Below are 17533 nucleotides of genomic sequence, written 5' to 3' on the forward strand. Positions count from 1 at the left end.
GCTAGGCGCCGATGGAACGCAGCGCGCGCTGGCAGATGCGTTGCGTCGCCGCGGCCGGCTTGCCCCGCGACCAGCGCGCGCAGACTTCGCGCACCCAGTCCGGCTGGTCCTTGCTGGCGTCGTTCAGCCAGTTCGCCACCGAGTCCTGCACGTAGATGGCCGGATCGGCCCGCAGCGGCTCCAGCAGCGGCAACGCGCGGCCGGGATCAGCCTTCAAGGCCCCAATATGCGCGCACCATACCCCGCGTGGGCGCAGCGACTCGCTGGCAAAACGACGTACGCGTTCGGACGCGTCCGCGGTCCAGGGACGCAGCAGTTCCACTGCGGCGTCCAGTTCCGCCGCCAATTGTGGACGCACCGCCAACCAGGCCCATTCCCGCACGCCGAAATGCCCGTCATCGGCCAGCGGCCGGATCAGCGCCACCCGCTGCTGCAAGCTCAGGTCCGGCATTGCGCCGACCATGAAGCAGACCCAGCCCCGGACGGTATCCGAGCGGTGATCACGCAGTTGCTTGAAGGCGTCCGCGCCCAGGCCGTCCAGCAGAGTCCGCGCCGCCACGGCCATGCGCTTGGAGATGCCCGTCGCAGCCTGCGCGCGCAGAACTGCGATGGCTTCGGCGCCGACCTGGGGCGCGGCTGCCTGCATCAATTCGGCAAAGTCCACGGCCAGGCATTCGGTCAGGTTGCGTGCCGGCTCGCCCGCGTTCAGCTGCGCCAGGCGTTCCGCGCCGATGTCCTTCACGCCCCTGCCCGTCGGCGCGGCGGCAGCTTTCTTGTTCATTGCGTGCTCTCCTGTCCCGCGGTCCGGCCCGCGTCGGTTCCCTGCCAGATCTTGCCCAGCAGCGTGCGCAGGCGCGCCCGGTCCGCCGGGCCCAAGCCCGCAAACAGGGAATCTATCCAGTCCGTATGCGTCTTGAACAGCTGCGCGGCCTCGGCCCGCCCCTTGGCGCTCAGCTTCACGATGATCTTGCGCCGGTCTTCCTTGCCCGCGCGGCGCGAGACGAAACCATCGCGCTCCAGGCCGTCCAGCAAGCCCGTGACCGTGGCCCGCGTGACGCCCGCGCCATCGGCCAGCTCGTGCGGCGACATGCCGTCGGCCTGCTCATGCAGCAGGAACAGCAGCACGAACTTTCCCTCCGACAACTTGCGCGGCGCCAGCCGGGCAGCGCAATCGCGGTCGATGGCGCTGGCCAGCGACAGCAGCTGAAAGCAAAGGGCTATGCCGTCGGCCGACGGCAGGCCACGCTTGGCGGCGACGTCGAGCAGCGCGCGGTGTTTGGGTTCAAGCATGTGTTGTGGGTCTTGCATGAGTAATCCAGCCCAGTGATTCTCGATGCCGAAATAATAAGGCGCCTAACCATATTTCCGCAAGACGGGCTGGTGGCTGTGAACGGCTATCATCCTGGCTACCCAAGCAGCCAGTGAATGAATCCATGCCCTTGCCTCCCCGCGTGACCCTGCGCCGCATGCAGGAAGATGACATCCCCATGCTGCTGGCCATGGAATCCGATCCCGAGGTCATGCGCTACAGCACCGGCATCAAACCGGCAGACGAGGCACGGCGGCAGGAGCTGCTGGCATGGCTGCGGGAACCGCCGACCCAACTGGGCCACTGGGCGATCACAGTAGGCGGCGTCGCAATGGGCTGGGTAAGCCTGGTCCCATTGGCTGGCACGGACAGCATCCAGCTTGCCTATCGGCTGCAGCGCGCGGCTTGGGGAAAGGGATATGCAAGCCAGGCCGCGCAGCAATTGTGCGAGTATGCCTGGCGCGAAACGGAAGTTTCCGAACTCGTCGCGGTTGTCTGGCCCGACAACCAAGCCTCCGTACGCGTCCTGGAAAAACTCGGGTTTACGTTCCGGGCGCGCGAACGCCACTACGACCGCGAGACCATCGTCTATGCACTGCCGCGTCCTGCCGCTGGATCCGACCGGTTCCCGCGGCATTGATCCCCCGCCCTCCTGCGCATCCTGCAAATCTCCGCCATGAACTACCCCGTCCTTCCCGCCGCCGAATTCTCCGCCGCCCGCGTCGTGCCCGAACTGCTGGTGTCCGACATCCGCAAGAGCCTGCATTTCTGGTGCGGGCTTTGCGGGTTCTCGATAGCCTACGACCGCCCGGAAGACCGTTTCGCCTATCTGGACAAGCACGGATCCCAGGTCATGCTGGAGGAATACGGCCACGGCAGGAACTGGATCACCGGCCCGCTGGAAGCGCCCTTGGGGCGCGGGATCAATCTGCAGATCGAGGTGCCCGCGATCACGCCTATCGTCGATGCCCTGCGCGGCGCCGGCTGGCCGCTGTATATGGAGCCCGAGGAAAAGTGGTATCGCGCCGGGACCACGGAGGTGGGCGTGCAGCAGTTCCTGGTACAGGATCCGGACGGCTATCTCATCCGCTATTCGGCGGGCCTGGGCCGGCGCGACATTCAGGCAGAGGCCTGAGGCAAGGCGGCACGGGAGGCGGCGCGACCGCCGCCCCCGCCTCTTACCGGTACAGTACCGTCGGCAGCCACATGCCAATGCCCGGGAACACGTACAGCAGGAAGATCGCCACCACCTGGATGCCCATGAACGGCATCATGCCCAGGAAGATCTGGTTCAGCGTCACGTGCGGCGGCGACACGCCCTTCAGGTAGAACGCCGACATGGCGACTGGCGGCGACAGGAAAGCCGTCTGCAGGTTCAGCGCGACCAGCAGGCCGAAGAACAGCGGGTCGATGCCGAAGGTGTTGAGCAGCGGCACGAAGATGGGCATGAAGATCACGATGATCTCGGTCCATTCCAGCGGCCAGCCGAGCAGGAAGATGATGACCTGCGCCAGCAGCAGGAACTGCAACTGCGACAGCCCCAGCGACAGCACCCATTCCTCGATGATGCGCTGTCCTCCCAGCAGCGCGAACGCCGCCGAGAAGATCGATGAACCGACGAACAGCCAGCACACCATGGCGCTGGTCTTGGCGGTCAGGAACACGGATTCGCGCAGCACCGGCAGGTTCAGCCGCCGGTATGCCAGGGCCAGCAGCGCGCCGCCCATGGCGCCCATGGCGGCGGCCTCGCTGGGCGTGGCCAGGCCGAAGGCGATGGAGCCCAGCACCGCCGCGATCATCACGGCCAGCGGGAAGAACGAGGCCATGAGCATCTTGAAGATTTCCATGCGCGCCCAGGTCAGCATCGCATAGAACGCCACCAGGATGGCCGCGCATATGGCCGCGAAGATCCAGAAACCCTGGGGCGCGGCGATACTCTCGCCGGCGGATGCCGGCGCCTGCGCGGCGGCGGTGGTCTCGGGCGCGGCCGCTGGCGTGGCGGCGGGCGTGCCAGGCGGCTCGGCCAGGCCGCCGGCCGCGGGCGGATCATTCGCAGGCGGTTCGGCCAACTCGTTCGAAGGCGGCTCCGCCAGCCCATCGTCTGCCGGCGGCTCGCTCAGGCCCGAATCGAATCCCCCCGACCCCAGCTGCAACTCGGCAGGGATCTCGTACACGACCGCCGGCCGCGTCGTCGCCTGGTAGACCACGCCCACCAGCAGCACCGTGACCGCCAGCGGCGCAATCGCCAGCGCCATGTTGCGCATCAGGAAGCCGAACGGCACGTCCTTGTTGCGGCGACCCTTGAACAGGGCCGCCAGCATGCCGGACACGGCGCGCGTGTAGCCGCCGGACGCCAGCGCGGCGGATTCCGGGGACAGCGGCACGCCGCGCTCTTCCTTGGGCAGGGGCGGCGCCATGTCGGGGCGCAGCTTGGCCACGATGATCACATAGACCATGTACAGCACCGCCAGCATGATGCCCGGGAACAGCGCGCCGGCATACAGCTGCACCACCGATACGCCGGTGGTCGCGCCATAGACGATCAGCATCACGGAAGGCGGCAGCAGGATGCCCAGGCAGCCGCCAGCGGTAATCGAACCCGCGGTCAGGCGCACGCTGTAGCCGGCCTTCAGCATGGCGGGCATGGCCAGCAGGCCCATCAACGTGACCACGGCGCCCACGATGCCGGTGGCGGTGGCGAAAATCGCGCAGGTCGCCAGCGTGGCCACCGCCAGCGCGCCCGGCAGGCGCGCCAGCGCCAGGTGCATGGAGCGGAACAGTTTTTCGATCAGGTTGGCGCGTTCGACCAGATAGCCCATGAACACGAACAGCGGGATCGAAATCAACGAGTCGTTGGTCATCGTGGCGTAGGTCCGCTGCACCATCAGGTCCAGCGTCTGCCCGACCGAGCGGCCCGCGTCGGAACTCTGCATGTAGTACGCCAGGAAGGTGAACAACACCCCCATGCCCATCAGCGTGAAGGCCGTCGGAAAGCCCAGCATGATGGCCACCACGATGAGCGCCAGCATCAAGAGGCCGATATGCCCCGTGGTCAGATGGTCCCAGGGCGTCAGGAACGCGATCATCAGCAGCACCAGGCCGATGCACGACAGGCCGAACCATAGCGCCTTGTGGATCTTCATGAGCGCGGCTCCCCGGTGGTGACGTAGCGGTCCAGCTTGGCGATGTCCTCGTCCTTTACATGCACCATCTTCTTGAGCTTGTCGACGTCCACCTCCTCAACGTCCTCCTCGCGCGAGGGCCAGGCGCCGCGCTTCAGGCACAGCACGCAGCGCAGCACTTCCGCCACGCCCTGCACCAGCAGCACCGCGCCGGCTATCGGGATGAAGGCCTTGAAGGGATAGATGGGCGGCCCGTTGGCCATGAGCGACGAATGCTCGCGGATGGCGATGGAGTAGCCGGCGTAATACCAGCCCGCCCACACCAGCGCGATCACGCCGGGGAAGAAGAACACGATATACAGGATCAGGTCCAGCGCCGCCTGCACGCGCGGCGGCAGGAAGCCGTACAGGATGTCTCCGCGCACGTGTCCGTTCTTGGCCAGGGTATAGGCCCCCGCCATCATGAACAGGATGCCGTAATACATCATCTGCATGTCGAACGCCCAGGCGCTGGGCTGGTTCCACAGGTAGCGCGCGGCCACCTCCCAGCAGACGTGCAAGGTCAGGACTACGATCAACCAGGCAAAGGTTTGCCCGACAAAAGTGGAGATGCGGTCTATGAAACGTATGATTCGGATCATCTCGCTTCCAGGTCAAGACGCATGGCGTCCCGCCGCGCACCGGTGAATGGCGCGCGGCGCGGGATACAGGTACCGGCCCTTCAAGCCTGTTTGGTGGAGCGCGAGAAGTAGTGGTTGTAGGCCATGCGGAAGTTGACCGAGGTGTCCCCGTGCCAGCGCCCCACCCGCTCGGCGAAGGTCCGTTGCGATTCCAGCACCTTCTTGAACAAGGGGTTTTCGGCCGAGCGCTTGGCGATCATCTCGTCCCAGATCTTCAGCTGCTGCTGCAGGATGGCGTCTGGCGTCTTGTAGAACTTGACGTTGTGGTCCTTCTGCAGCTTGACGTAGTCCTGCGAATAGCGGTTCGCCGCCTTCCAGGACATGTCCGCGCTGGAGGCCTGCGCGGCATAGCTGAGGATGTGCTTCAGGTGTTCCGGCAGCGCGTCGTACTTGGCCTTGTTGAAGAGGATTTCGAACTGCTCCGCGCTTTGGTGGAAGCTCTGCAGCATGCAGATCTTGGAGACGTCCTGGAAGCCCAGGGCCAGGTCCGAGGAAGCGTTGTTGAATTCCGCCCCGTCCAGCAGCCCGCGGTCCAGCGCCGGCACGATTTCCCCGCCGGGCAACGCGTTCACGGCCGCGCCCATGGCGGTATACATGTCGATGGCCAGGCCGACGGTGCGGAACTTGAGGCCCTTGACCTCTTCCATCTTGGTGATCGGACGTTTGAACCATCCGAACGGCTGGGTCGGCATCGGCCCGTACATCAGCGACACCACGTTCACGCCCATGGCCTTCTGGATTTCGACCAGCAGCTCCTTGCCGCCGCCGTACTCGTGCCAGGCCAGCAACATGTTGGCGTCCATGCCGAAGGACGGCCCCGATCCCCACAGCGCCACCGCCGTGTTCTTGCCGTACCAGTAGGCGACCACCCCATGCCCGCCGTCCAGCGTGCCCGCGGACACCGCGTCCAGCAGGTCGAAGGCCTTGACCACGGCGCCAGCCGGCAGGATCTCGATCTTCAACTGGCCGCCGGCCATGTCATTGACCTTCTGCGCATAGTCGCGCGCGAACTCGTGGAAGATGTCGTTGGCGGGCCAGGTGCTCTGAAAGCGCAGGGAAACCGGGGCATTCTGTGCCCGGGCAACTGCCGGAAATCCGAGCGCGGCGGCCCCGGCGACAGCGGCGCCGGAGATGAACTTGCGGCGGGGCTTGGTAACGTGTTGCATGGCGTGTTGTCTCCTGAATTAGGACTACATGGACCAGCTTGTAGTTACTACTCCTGCGTGGGCGCGGGATGGTGAAGCCTGCTGCGGAATCCCGCCGGCGCGATTGCGGACGATGCGCAAAGCGTGAGCCTGATTAAACCTTTCTGACTAATCGCTGACAATCAGCTTCTCGTCAGGAATTACCCTAGAAACCAAGTACTAGTGCTTACGCACGATCTTCCCGGGCAACGCGGAGTGCCCACGCCGCTGCTCCAGTCCATCGAGTATGGCCGCGAGTCCAAACTCGAATGCCGCATCGGGTCCGGCGGCGTCGAGGGCCTGCAAAGCCGCGGTTAGCAATGGCGTCGCCAAGGACGGGGTCTGCTTCGCGCCGGCCTGCCGCTCCTGCTCATCGGCCGCGGCGGCCTGCTGTTCCAGCACGGCGCCGACCGTGAAGTAGCTGACAGTCGTCAACGCGTAGGCGGCATCGGCGGGCGCGAAGCCGTCCTTGCACAGGAACGCCAACTGCGCCTCCACGGCTTCGAATTGCGGCTCGCTCGGCCGGGTGCCGGCGTGTATGCGTGCGCCGTCACGATAGGCCAGCAATGCGCGCCGGAAACTGCGCGCATTGCCGTTGAGGAATGAACGCCAGGTGTCGCCGGGCCTGGGCATCGAATACGTGTGGCTCTCCGACAGCATCGCCTCGCCCAGGCGGTCCAGCAGTGCGCGCTTGTTCTTGAAATGCCAGTACAGCGCGGGTTGCTGGACCCCCAGGCGTTCGGCCAGCTTGCGCGTCGTCAGCCCATCGGCGCCGACCTCGTTCAGCAGGTCCAGGCCGGCCCGGATCACGACATCCGCTTGCAATTTGGTCACGGCGATTCCTCGTTCATCTTGAAATTTTATCGATGATAAATTATCGTAGCGAAAAATTTATCAATGATAAATAACAGATCAAACAACATGCAGTCCATCCACCCGCCACGAGGCCGCGCATGAGAGCCGGCCACGCCCTGGTCATCCTCACTACCGTCGCCCTGGACGCCGCAGGCATAGGCCTGGTCATGCCCGTCCTGCCCGGCCTGTTGCGCGGCCTGGTGCAATCGGAGGACATAGCGGGCCATTACGGCGCCCTGCTGGCAGCCTATGCCCTGATGCAGTTCTTGTGCGCTCCGGCGCTGGGCGCGCTGTCCGACCGCTACGGCCGGCGGCCCATCCTGCTGCTCTCGCTGGCGGGCGCCGCCATCGACTACCTGATCATGGCGACAGCGCCAACGCTGCCGGTCCTGTACGCGGGACGGCTCGTCGCCGGCATCACCGGCGCCACGGGCGCCGTGGCGGGCGCCTGCATCGCCGATCTTGCGCGGGGCCACGAGCGCGCGCGCTACTTCGGCCTGATGAGCGCCTGCTTCGGCGTCGGCATGATTGCGGGGCCCGTCATCGGCGGCCTGCTGGGCGGCGTCTCGCCGCACACGCCGTTCCTGGCAGCCGCAATCCTGAACGGCGTCAATTTCCTGATGGGTTGTTTCCTGTTGCCCGAATCGCATGCGGGCGAACGGCGGCCGCTATCGCTAAAGGCGCTCATGCCCGCCTCTTCGTTCCTGTGGACGCGCGGCAGAACCGTAGTCATCGCACTGATGGCCGTCTTCTTCCTCATGCAGTTCGTGGGGCAGGTGCCTGCCACCTTGTGGGTCATTTACGGCGAAGACCGCTACCAGTGGGATGCCGCCACGGTCGGCGTCTCGCTCGCCGCATTCGGCGCGCTGCACGCGCTGATACAGGGACTGGCCACCGGGCCCGTCACAGCGCGGCTGGGCGAAAAACGTACGCTGTTGCTGGGCATGGGCGCCGATGCCCTGGGCTACGTCCTGTTGGCGTTTGCGTCGCGGGGATGGATGGCGTTCCCCATCATGCTCCTGCTGGCTTCGGGCGGCATCGGCATGCCCGCATTGCAAGCCATGTTGTCCGCGCAGGTGGAGCAGGAACGCCAGGGCCAGTTGCAGGGCGCGCTGGCCGCGCTGTCCAGCCTGAGCGCGATAGTCGGGCCGTTGGCCATCACGGCGCTCTATGCCGCGACGCTGAACGCGTGGAAAGGATGGGCATGGATCGCGGGCGCCGGGCTGTATTTTGCCTGCCTGCCGGTCTTGCGCCGCGGAACCTCGCAAGGCAAGGTCTGGTAGGACTGCACTGGTCCCGCGCTACTATCGGGGAACCACAATCGGCAAGGAAAGGAATGAACCAGAAGCAGCGCGCCGTCAACCGCCGCCGGATTCCACGCAAGGCCTGGGCCTTGGGCCTGATCATCGCGGGCGCCGCGGGTTTTTATGCATGGTGGCAATCACCCCTGGGTCCGGGCCTGACCGAAGGCAAGATGCGCAAGATCCTGGTCGAGGCCACGGCGCAACCGGAATATGCGCCGGTCGGCGCCTGCGTCAACGTCGTGGGTGTGCGGCCCTTGCCCACTGATGTCTACACCGCTTTCCTGGAAAGCCAGGACAGGATCGTGCAGGGGTTGATCAAGCATCAGCTGGTCACGGTCAAGCGCGTCAGCGCCAACGGCGACGGCGGGCCACCGCAAGCGGACGAGGATCCCGAGGACGCGAGCAGCCGCATGGAGCTGACGGATAAAGGCCGGCCCTACTACACGGATGGCGAGGCCCGCCTCAACTCCAAGCTGGTCTATACCGCGAAGTTCTGCGCCCCCGGCCTGCAGATCGGCAAGATCCTCACCCATACCAAGCCGCTCAAGAATCCATTCGACGACAACCCCAACCTGGTCTCGGCGGTGAAGTTCGAATGGCGGCTGGACCGCAGCACCGCGGACTGGGCGGCGGATCCCGCCTTCCGTCCGTACCTGTCCGGCTTTGCGCCGGAAGACCAGCCGGACGAATGGCAAACCGAGTACATCATGCTGGAACGGAAAGACGGCGTGTGGGAACTGGGAGACAGGCCCTACATCATCCGTTGGTGACCGCCGTATCGTCGGCCTTGGCTGGCGGACGGCGCACCGCCCTCAGCTTGCCGCTGTCGCCGCCGCCGCAGAAAAAGCAACCGGCGCCATCCGATTCCAGCCCCGACACGCCGATGCCGGCCGGCATCTCCACGCTTTGCAGCACTTCGCCGGTCTTTTCGTCCAGCTGCCGCAGATCGCTGGCGCCGTCCTCCCAGGTGCCGTGCCACAGCTGGCCGTCCACCCAGGTCACGCCGGTGACGTAGCGGTTGGATTCGATGGTGCGCAGCACGCGGCCGGTCTCCGGGTCCACCTGGTAGATCTTGCGCTGGCGGTACTCGGCCACCCACAGGCTGCCCTCGGCCCAGGCCATGCCCGAAGCGCCGCCGCCGCCGGGCGCGGGGATGCGGCTCAGCACCCGCCCGCTCTGCGGTTCCAGCTTGACGATGGTGCCGTCGGAGATCTGATAGAGATGCTTGCCGTCAAAGGCCGTGCCCGCGTCGGCAACGATGTCGATCGAGGCTTGGGTGCTGCCGCTGTCGGGATCCATGGCAATCAGCTTTTCGCCGGCGGCAAACCAGACCTGCCGGCCGTCATAAGTCACGCCATGCACGGCCTGCACGCCGGGAAATGGGCCGTACTCGCGAATGATCTGGGCTTGCGTTCGTTTCATGTCGGTTCCTTGAACTGGAGTTCGAGCCTTCATGCTAGTCGGCGGCCAGCGCGGCCGGGAGTAACAAGGTTGTCGTGAATCCCGGTACCTGCGGCGTCATCCAGCGGCGCGCCCGGCCCTGTCCGCAAGCCTGCACCTTGTCTGCCGCCGCCAGCGCGTCCAGCGTGCGCTGCACGGTGCGCTGGCTTGCGCCCAAGGCCAGGGCCAGGGCCGAGCTGGACCAGGCTTCGCCGTCGGCCAGGCAGGCCAGCACCGCTCCCTGATCCCTGTCGCCCTCACCGCTTGGCCGGGCCAGCAACGCAACCGGCCTGTCGGCTTCGGGCCTCAGAACGAAACCGCCGCGCGCGGCGCTGATGCCGGCCACGCCGTCCAAGGCCGCGCGCAGGCGTCCTATCTCCACCCGCAAGCGCGCGCGGTGCGTTTCATCGAAATAGGCCGTGCGGAAGGCCTGCTCAATAAGCGTTTCCCTGGGCGCGGGCTGCGGCCAGGCTTCGGCCAGGACGCGGGCCAGCGCGAACAGCACCGGCCGGCTCGCCAGCGGAATCTCGCGGCCTGCGCTGCGCACCGCGTGACGGCAACCGTCCACCACCAGCGTGTCGGATGCCAGCAGCGCTTCCACTTCATCCAGCAGAATGGGCCGCTGGACGCCCTGCCCGATCAGGCGCGCGGCCGGCGTATTCAGGACCAGGGTGGCGTGTTCCACCTCGGCGATCAGCGCGGGGATGCCGGCGACGCGGGCCGCAAGCTCGGCCTGGGTCAGCGCGGCGCGCGCGCGCTCGGTGCGCAGGCGCCGCAAGGCGATACCGGCTGCGATCAGTTCGTGGATGGCGCGGGAAGCCGGGGCCAGCGAGGCCGGGTCCAGCATGGCCAGGGCGTCCTCGGCCCGATCGAGCTGGCCAAGCAGCAGTTCACGCCGCGCCTGCAGATGCCTCGCATGCGCGGCGTTGGCCGGATCGCCATGGGCTTCCAGCGCGGCGCGCGCGGCCTCCAGGGCCTTTTCCGGCCAGGCCAGATCGCGCGATACCAGGGCGATCTCGGCCTCGGCTACGACGCATCTGGAGCGGGCCAGCACATTCTTGTGATCGAAGTTCCGGGCTGCGCTGCGCAGCAAGGCGCGGGCGCGGCGGAAATCGCCCAGTTGGGCCATGGCGATGCCGCGCAAGGCCAGCGCGGGCGCGTCATCGCGCAAGGCCACGAGGTTCAGGGCGCCCAGCGGATTGCCGGCGGCCAGTGCGCGCGCTGCCGAGGTGATCAGCAAATCCATGGAAATCCCGCCACTGACGCCGCTCCCTCAGTCCGATTGCCGGAAACTAATCTACCACTTGGCAAGGATTTGCTGCGCAGTCAGGCCGGCCGGCATTTCAATCCCCGCCCCCGGTCCGGCGGGTTCAAGCGCCCTGCGCGCCTGCTGCGGGAGTTCCCCCGGCTGCAGGCGGGAAAGTCACCGTCAGCGCCACGCCCGCGCCGCGCAGGCCCTCGCCCAGCGTGATCTCGGCTCCATGCTGTTGCGCGATCTGCGCCACCAGCGACAGGCCGATGCCGCTGCCCCCCGCGGCGCTGCCTGGGGCGCGATAGAAGCGGTCGAACACGCGCGAGCGTTCCTGCGGCGCGATGCCCGGTCCGTCGTCGGCCACGCGCAGGCAGGCTCCGCCGTCGGGCGACGGTCCGCAGGAAACCACGATCTGGCCGCCGCTCTGCGTATAGCGCACGGCATTGTCCAGCAGGTTGCGCACCAACACGCCCAGCGCGTCCAGCCGCCCCCTGACGACGCAGGCCTGCACATCCAGCTGGATGCGCAGCTGCTTGCGGGTGGCGTCGGATTCCCAATCGCGCACCAGCATGGCCACCAGCGCGTCCAGTTCGACCAGCTCCGGCTCGTCGGCGCTGGCGCTGAGCGCATCCATGCGGGCCTGGTCCAGCAATTGTTCGGACAGGCGCGAGGTGCGCTGGGCGACCAGCCGCAGTTTCTCGATGGCGGCCGGGGCGTCGCCGGAACCCGCGCTGCGGGCCACCAGTTCGGCGTGCGCGCTCAGCGCGGCCAGCGGGGTGCGCAGTTCGTGCGCGGCATCTTCCAGAAAGCGGCGCTCGCGGTCCATGCCACCCTTGACCCGCAGCAACAGCTGGTTGATCGAGCGGATGAAGGGACGCAGTTCGCCCGGCATGCCGGCCATGGGCAGCGGCGCCAGGTCGAACGGGCCGCGCCGCGCGATGGCCACGCCGGCGCGGTCCACCTTGCGGAAGGCGCGGCCGACCACCATCCAGCTCACCACGGCCAGCAGCACGAACAGGACAGACACGATAAGCAGTCCGCGCTTCAGGCTGTACAGCGACTGCGCGCGCAATTCGCTCTGCGGCCGCGCCACCTGCACCTGCACCCGCCCCTGCGCGTCGGAGATCGCGTACACGCGCCAGTCCACGCCGTCGGCGCGCACGTCGAAATAACCGTCCTGGAAGCCGCCGCTCAAGGGTTGCGCGGGCGACTCGGGCGAGCGCAGCAGCAGCCGGCGATCGGCCAGCGACCAGAGGTGGAAACGTACCTTGTCGCCGTCGACACGGCTGGATGCGGGCGGAGTGAAACGCTCGGACGGGGCCTCGTTGCCCAGCAGGCTGACCGGCAGCGACGCCAGCATCTGGCTGGCCGCGTCGTGCAGCCATTGATCGCGCGCGCCGGTCTGCGAGCGCGTGGCTTCGTACTGCTGGAAGGCGAACACCGCGATCCATGACAGGGTCATCGTCACCAGCAGCGTCAGCGTGAGCTGCTTGCGCAGCGTCTTCATTCGCCCGCCTCGATGCGGTAGCCCAGGCCGTGGACCGTGGCGATGAGCTTGTCGCCCAGCTTGCGGCGCAACTGATGGATGTAGACGGCCACCGTGTTGCTTTCGATGGCGCCGCTGTCGCCGTAGACGGCGGCCTCCAGTCGTTCGCGGCTGACGGTGTGGCCGATGCGCTCCATGAGGGCGAGCAGCGTTCGGTATTCATGCGCGCTGAGACTGACTTCCACGCCTGCGCGGGTCACCGCCCGCCTGGCCGGCTCCAGCACCACGTCGCGGCAGCGCAGCGCCGAAACCACGGCGTTGCTGCTGCGCCGGACCACGGCGCGCAGCCGCGCCAGCAGTTCGTCCAGTTGGAATGGCTTGACGATGTAGTCATCGGCGCCGGCATCCAGGCCTTGTATCCGCTCGCTCAGCCGGTCGCGGGCGGTCAGGATCAGCACCGGCGTGGCATCGTAGCGCGCACGCAGATGCTTCAGGACCGTCAGCCCGCTGCCATCCGGCAGCCCCAGGTCCAGCAGCACGGCTTGAAAACCATGATCCACCAGGGCCAGCCGCGCCTGCGCAACGTCGCGCACCCATTGCACGTCGGCGCCGGACTGCGCCAGGCTGGTGTGCACGGCGTCGCCCAACATGGCGTCGTCTTCAACTAGCAGGACACGCAAGAAAACTCCAGAACCGTCACCCATGCCGCAGCATGTCGGCCTCGGTTTAAGAACTTATTAAGAAGCCATGCCCGCGGCTTGCGGCCAGCCCCTTGCGGAAAGCGCGGAGCGGGCGATGGACCAGAGCGGCGGATTTTAGCAAGCGCCCCCCGTCGACGCTGGCGCAGTCTGGCTACGTCCCTCTTACTGGCTATACCGTCATTAGCATATGCTTGACTGTACTTGTATATACGAGTTAAATAAATCCCGCTGACACCGCATCCCCGGAACGCGCCAAGAGCGCCACCCGCCGCACCGCACCTGGGCGCCACCCTCTCGCCTTCAAGTACGCGCCATCCGTCGGCCCCGGATCCGCCCCTAACTCACGCTGCAGTCCCTCTACTTCCCTCCCTCCCAGGAGCAGTGATGCGTCATCTTCCGGCAGTTGAAGTTCGCGTTTTCAGAGGCTTTACACACAAATGCGCAGGTCCGCTGCTATTGGCACTGGCCACGGCCCTTGCTGCCGCGCCCGCGTGGTCAGCCACAACGGCCGCAGCCGCCGCGCCGGCCACTACCGCCGAAGCGCGCGCCGCGGCCCGCAAGGCGCCCCTGGCGCTGGACGGGCGCTCGCTTACCACCGCGGACGTGGTCGCCGTGGCGCGCGGCGGCCAGCCCGTGGCGCCCACCGAAACTGCGTGGCAGCGCGTGGCCCGCTCGCACGACCTGCTGCTGGAATACGGCCGCCTGGGGCAGCCCGTGTACGGCCTGAATCGTGGCGTGGGTCAGAACAAGGACCAGACCATCTTCTCCGGCGACACGCTGTCGGACGAGGCCCGCGCCTTGTCGGCGGCCTTCAACCATCGCATGCTGCTGTCGCACACCGTGGCCTATGGCGAGCCGGCGGCGACGGACACGGTACGCGCCGCCATGCTGATACGGCTGAATACCGCGCTGGCGGGCGGCACCGGCATGAGTCCGCCGCTGGTGCGCCAGTACGCCGACTTTCTCAACAAGGGCTTGACGCCGGTGGTCTTGGGCCAAGGCTCGGTCGGCCAGGCCGACATCACGATCCTGCCGCAGATCGGCCTGGCCATGATGGGTGAAGGCATGGTGGAAACCGGCGGCAAGCGCCTGCCGGCAGCCGAGGCCATGCGCCAGGCAGGCCTGGCGCCGATCCAGCCCTACGCCAAGGATTCGCTGTCCTTGTTGAGTTCCAACGCCTATGGCGCGGCCCTTGCCATCCTGGCCGCGCACGACGCCAGCCGGGTGCTGGACCGCGCCGATGAGGTGGCGGCCCTGTCGCTCGAAGGCCTGAACGGCAATATTGCACCCTTGCTGCCCGCCACCCAGGGCCAGCGTCCATATCCGGCACAGCAGCAGGTGGCCCGGCGCATCCTGTCGCTGCTCGAAGGCAGCGCGCTGTGGCAGACGGATGAACAGCGGCCGTTGCAGGATCCCCTGAGCTTCCGCACCGTGAGCCAGGTCCATGGCGCGGCCCGCGAAACGCTGCGCCAGCTGGACGTGCAGCTGCTGGTGCAGATCAACAGTTCTGATGACAACCCGACCGTGGCGCTGGATGTCTCTCCGCCACCGGGCGCCACGCCGCAGGAAACCCGCTACTACGTGACGCAGGGCAAGCTGCGCGGCGCGGTGCTGCCCAGCGCCGGCTTCGATCCCACCGCCTGGGTGGTGCCGCTGCAGTCGGTGGGCGTGGCGCTGGCCCAGGTGGCCCAGTCTTCGGCGCAACGCGTGCTGCGCATGGGCGACCCGGCCTTCACCAAGCTGCCGCGCTTTCTGTCGCCCAATGACACGACGCTGGCCTACACCACGATACAGAAGCCCGTGTCGCTCCTGGCGACCGAAATCCGGACGCTGTCGCAGCCCGTCTCGTCCGATGCGCTGGCGGTCGCCGGCAACATCGAAGACGTGGCCACCAACGGCCCGCTGGCGGCGCAGCGCGTGGGCCAGCAGGCCGCGCGCCTGCGCACGCTGCTGGGCATAGAACTGATCCATGCGGCGCAGGCCGTGGATCTGCGCACGCGCGCGGAGCCGCGGCGTCCGGTGGGCAAAGGGACCGGCGAGGTGCTGGCGGCCTTCCGGCAGGAAGTGCCGTTTCTTTCGCAGGACAGAAGGCTGGCCGACGACATCGCGCGCGCCGACCGGTTTCTGAACCAGGAGCGCGGCGCGGCGCAGTAAGCGCCACGCCGCGGCCTGAACCACACAACAAGGGGAATGACCATGAAAAAGTACCTTGCGCTGTGCCTGAGCAGCGCCCTGCTGGCCGCCGCGCTGCCACTGCCTGCGGCAGCCGCCGAAGGCAAGTATCCCGCCAGGCCCGTCACCATCGTCGTGCCGTTTGGCGCGGGCGGCATCGCCGATGCGCTGCCCCGCATCGTCGGCCAGGAACTCAACAGCAAATGGGGCGTGCCGGTCATCATCGAAAACAAGGTCGGTGCCTCCGGCAACATCGGCATGGACTTTGTCGCCCGCGCCAATCCGGACGGCTATACGCTGGCCCTGGCGCCGGCGGGCAACCTGACCGTGAACCCGCTGCTCTATACCAAGCTGCCGTTCAACACCGCAAAGGACTTCGCGCCGGTGACCATGCTGGCCACCTCGCCCAATGTGCTGGTGGTCAACGACAAGGTACCGGTCAAGAGCTTCACCGAACTGGTGGCCTATGCGCGCCAGCATCCGGACAAGCTCAACTATTCCTCGCCCGGCCCCGGTAGCGGGGCCCACCTGGCGGGCGAACTGCTGAACCAGTCGGCCGGCATCGTCACGCGCCACATCCCCTACAACGCCATGGCTGCCGCAGTCAACGACGTGGTGGCGGGCAACGTGGACATGATGTTCGCCGGCGTATCCACCGTGCTGCCGCATATCCAATCCGGCAAGCTGCGCGCGCTGGCGGTGGCCGGTCCGCAACGCCTGCCGCAACTGAAGGACGTGCCCACGGTAGCCGAGAGCGGCTATCCGGGCTTTGACGTGACGTCCTGGTACGGCATCGTCGCGCCGGCCAAGGTGCCGCCCGCTATCCTCGACCAGTTGCAGGCCGACATTGCCGCCGTGCTGCAAAAGGAGTCCGTGCGCCAGAAGTTCGCCGGCCTGGGCGTGGAGCCCGCCGGCTCGAACCGCGCGGATTTCACCCAGGCGATCCAGCAGGAAACCGCAAAGTGGGCGGCCATCGTCAAGCAGGCCGGCATCCAGCCCATCCAATAAACAGAGGAGACATCATGCAATCCATAGACATCACCTATTTGAACGGCCCTAACGTGCGCGCGCTGGCGCTGACCGATGCGGAAATCCTGGCCGCGGTGCAAAGCGCGCTGGACGCCCAGGGACGCGGCAAGACCGTCATCGAACCCCGCATGCACCTGGTGCCGGAGTCTTCCGCCAAAGGGCACTTCAATGTGCTGCGCGGCTACATCGAGCCGCTGCACGTCGCGGGCGTGAAGGTAGTCAGCGACTTCGTCGACAACTACAAAGTGGGCCTGCCTTCGGAGATGGCCCTGCTCAATCTGTTCGATCCGGTCAACGGCAAGCCGTTGGCCGTAGTCGACGCGACCGCCATCACCGACATGCGCACCGGCGCCGTCACCGCGCTGGGCGCCAAGTACCTGGCGCGCAAGAACAGCAAGGTGCTGGGGCATATCGGGTCGCGCGGCACTTCCTATTGGAACGTGCGGCTGCTTGACAGCCTTTACGACTTTGAAGAAATCCGCGTGCACTCGCGCCGGCCGGAAAGCCAGCAGGCCTTTGGCGAGCGCCTGTCGCGCGACCTGGGCAAACCGGTGAAGGTCGTCAATGACTGGGAATCCTGCGTGCGCGGCGCCGACATCGTGGTCGAAGCCTCGCGCCTGCCTGAACCCACGCCGCTGCTCAAGACCGAATGGATCAAGCCCGGCGCCCTGGTCATGCCCTACGGCACCATGAGCGCGGTGGAACTGAGCCTGACCGACATCATGAGCAAGGTGGTGGTCGATGACTGGGGCCAATGCCGCAAGGGGCTGCCCTATGGCGCGCTGCGCGCCCACGTCGACAGCGACCGCATCACGGAAGAAAACCTGCACGCCGAACTGGGCCAGATCGTGGCGGGCCTGAAGCCGGGTCGCGAGCGCGATGACGAAACCATCCTGTTCTGGCACCGCGGCCTGTCCACCACCGATATTGCGCTGGGCCACGCCATGCTGGAAAAGGCCCGCAATATGGGCCTGGGCCAGACCTTGAAATTTGCATAGG

The 17533-nt window shown here is 66.8% G+C and carries 17 protein-coding genes; 7 read left to right on the plus strand and 10 right to left on the minus strand.

The features are described 5' to 3' along the window. Position 1: 1 nt before the first annotated feature. Positions 2-781, minus strand: a complete 780-nt coding sequence (locus IB268_RS14125; protein ID WP_192354404.1) for a DNA alkylation repair protein — start codon at positions 779-781, stop codon at positions 2-4. Beyond that, complete coding sequence (locus IB268_RS14130) at positions 778-1308, minus strand: MarR family winged helix-turn-helix transcriptional regulator (protein ID WP_225588743.1); 531 nt, start codon at positions 1306-1308, stop codon at positions 778-780. The genes IB268_RS14125 and IB268_RS14130 overlap by 4 nt, the downstream gene beginning before the upstream one ends. Before the next feature lie 125 nt (positions 1309-1433). On the opposite strand from IB268_RS14130, the gene IB268_RS14135 reads away from it, so the two are divergent. Together IB268_RS14135 and IB268_RS14140 are read left to right on the plus strand one after the other, a co-directional pair. Further along, on the plus strand, positions 1434-1949 hold the full coding sequence (locus IB268_RS14135) for a GNAT family N-acetyltransferase (RefSeq protein WP_192354405.1): 516 nt from the start codon (positions 1434-1436) through the stop codon (positions 1947-1949). A 36-nt stretch (positions 1950-1985) separates the two neighbouring features. Continuing rightward, positions 1986-2444, plus strand: coding sequence for a VOC family protein (locus IB268_RS14140; protein ID WP_054456499.1), 459 nt, complete (start codon positions 1986-1988; stop codon positions 2442-2444). Between the two features lie 43 nt (positions 2445-2487). Here the strand turns inward: IB268_RS14140 and IB268_RS14145 are convergent, their stop codons facing one another. The 4 genes from IB268_RS14145 to tetR form a co-directional block, all read right to left on the minus strand. Continuing rightward, a complete protein-coding gene (locus IB268_RS14145) occupies positions 2488-4452 on the minus strand; it encodes a TRAP transporter large permease subunit (RefSeq protein WP_054456428.1) in 1965 nt (654 codons plus the stop codon). Further along, positions 4449-5072: a TRAP transporter small permease subunit gene (locus IB268_RS14150; protein ID WP_054456427.1), complete on the minus strand. Its 624-nt coding sequence runs from the start codon at positions 5070-5072 to the stop codon at positions 4449-4451. Before IB268_RS14150 ends, IB268_RS14145 begins: the two co-directional genes overlap by 4 nt. Before the next feature lie 80 nt (positions 5073-5152). After that, complete coding sequence (locus IB268_RS14155; protein WP_054456426.1) at positions 5153-6277, minus strand: TRAP transporter substrate-binding protein; 1125 nt, start codon at positions 6275-6277, stop codon at positions 5153-5155. A 198-nt stretch (positions 6278-6475) separates the two neighbouring features. Next, on the minus strand, positions 6476-7129 hold the full coding sequence (gene tetR / locus IB268_RS14160) for a tetracycline resistance transcriptional repressor TetR (RefSeq protein WP_192354406.1): 654 nt from the start codon (positions 7127-7129) through the stop codon (positions 6476-6478). 119 nt (positions 7130-7248) lie between these two features. Here tetR and tet point away from each other — a divergent pair, with 119 nt between their 5' ends. Together tet and IB268_RS14170 are read left to right on the plus strand one after the other, a co-directional pair. Beyond that, positions 7249-8433: a Tet(A)/Tet(B)/Tet(C) family tetracycline efflux MFS transporter gene (tet, locus tag IB268_RS14165; RefSeq protein ID WP_175213521.1), complete on the plus strand. Its 1185-nt coding sequence runs from the start codon at positions 7249-7251 to the stop codon at positions 8431-8433. Positions 8434-8486: 53 nt separating this feature from the next. Then, positions 8487-9224: a hypothetical protein gene (locus IB268_RS14170; protein WP_054456423.1), complete on the plus strand. Its 738-nt coding sequence runs from the start codon at positions 8487-8489 to the stop codon at positions 9222-9224. Here the strand turns inward: IB268_RS14170 and IB268_RS14175 are convergent. From IB268_RS14175 to IB268_RS14190, 4 genes are all read right to left on the minus strand, one after another. Then, positions 9211-9876 carry a PQQ-binding-like beta-propeller repeat protein gene (locus tag IB268_RS14175; RefSeq protein WP_175162910.1) on the minus strand — a complete coding sequence of 222 codons (666 nt, stop codon included), beginning with the start codon at positions 9874-9876 and terminating at the stop codon, positions 9211-9213. The two genes, IB268_RS14170 and IB268_RS14175, sit on opposite strands and share 14 nt — an antisense overlap. 34 nt (positions 9877-9910) lie before the next feature. Continuing rightward, entirely contained in the window at positions 9911-11140 is a 1230-nt protein-coding gene (locus IB268_RS14180; protein WP_119449402.1) for a helix-turn-helix domain-containing protein, read from the minus strand. Between the two features lie 124 nt (positions 11141-11264). Continuing rightward, complete coding sequence (locus tag IB268_RS14185) at positions 11265-12653, minus strand: ATP-binding protein (RefSeq protein ID WP_119449401.1); 1389 nt, start codon at positions 12651-12653, stop codon at positions 11265-11267. Continuing rightward, positions 12650-13312, minus strand: a complete 663-nt coding sequence (locus tag IB268_RS14190; protein WP_192354407.1) for a response regulator transcription factor — start codon at positions 13310-13312, stop codon at positions 12650-12652. The genes IB268_RS14185 and IB268_RS14190 overlap by 4 nt, the downstream gene beginning before the upstream one ends. Positions 13313-13789: 477 nt before the next feature. On the opposite strand from IB268_RS14190, the gene hutH reads away from it, so the two are divergent. The 3 genes from hutH to IB268_RS14205 are packed head-to-tail and all read left to right on the plus strand — an operon-like array spanning position 13790 to position 17532. Next, positions 13790-15487 carry a histidine ammonia-lyase gene (gene hutH, locus IB268_RS14195; RefSeq protein WP_370540020.1) on the plus strand — a complete coding sequence of 566 codons (1698 nt, stop codon included), beginning with the start codon at positions 13790-13792 and terminating at the stop codon, positions 15485-15487. 42 nt (positions 15488-15529) lie between these two features. Beyond that, entirely contained in the window at positions 15530-16513 is a 984-nt protein-coding gene (locus tag IB268_RS14200; protein ID WP_119449434.1) for a tripartite tricarboxylate transporter substrate binding protein, read from the plus strand. Between the two features lie 14 nt (positions 16514-16527). Further along, positions 16528-17532, plus strand: a complete 1005-nt coding sequence (locus IB268_RS14205; RefSeq protein WP_192354408.1) for an ornithine cyclodeaminase family protein — start codon at positions 16528-16530, stop codon at positions 17530-17532. Position 17533 lies beyond the last annotated feature (1 nt).

The sequence above is a fragment of the Achromobacter sp. ACM01 genome, from assembly GCF_014851745.1.
Lineage (GTDB): Bacteria > Pseudomonadota > Gammaproteobacteria > Burkholderiales > Burkholderiaceae_B > Achromobacter > Achromobacter aegrifaciens.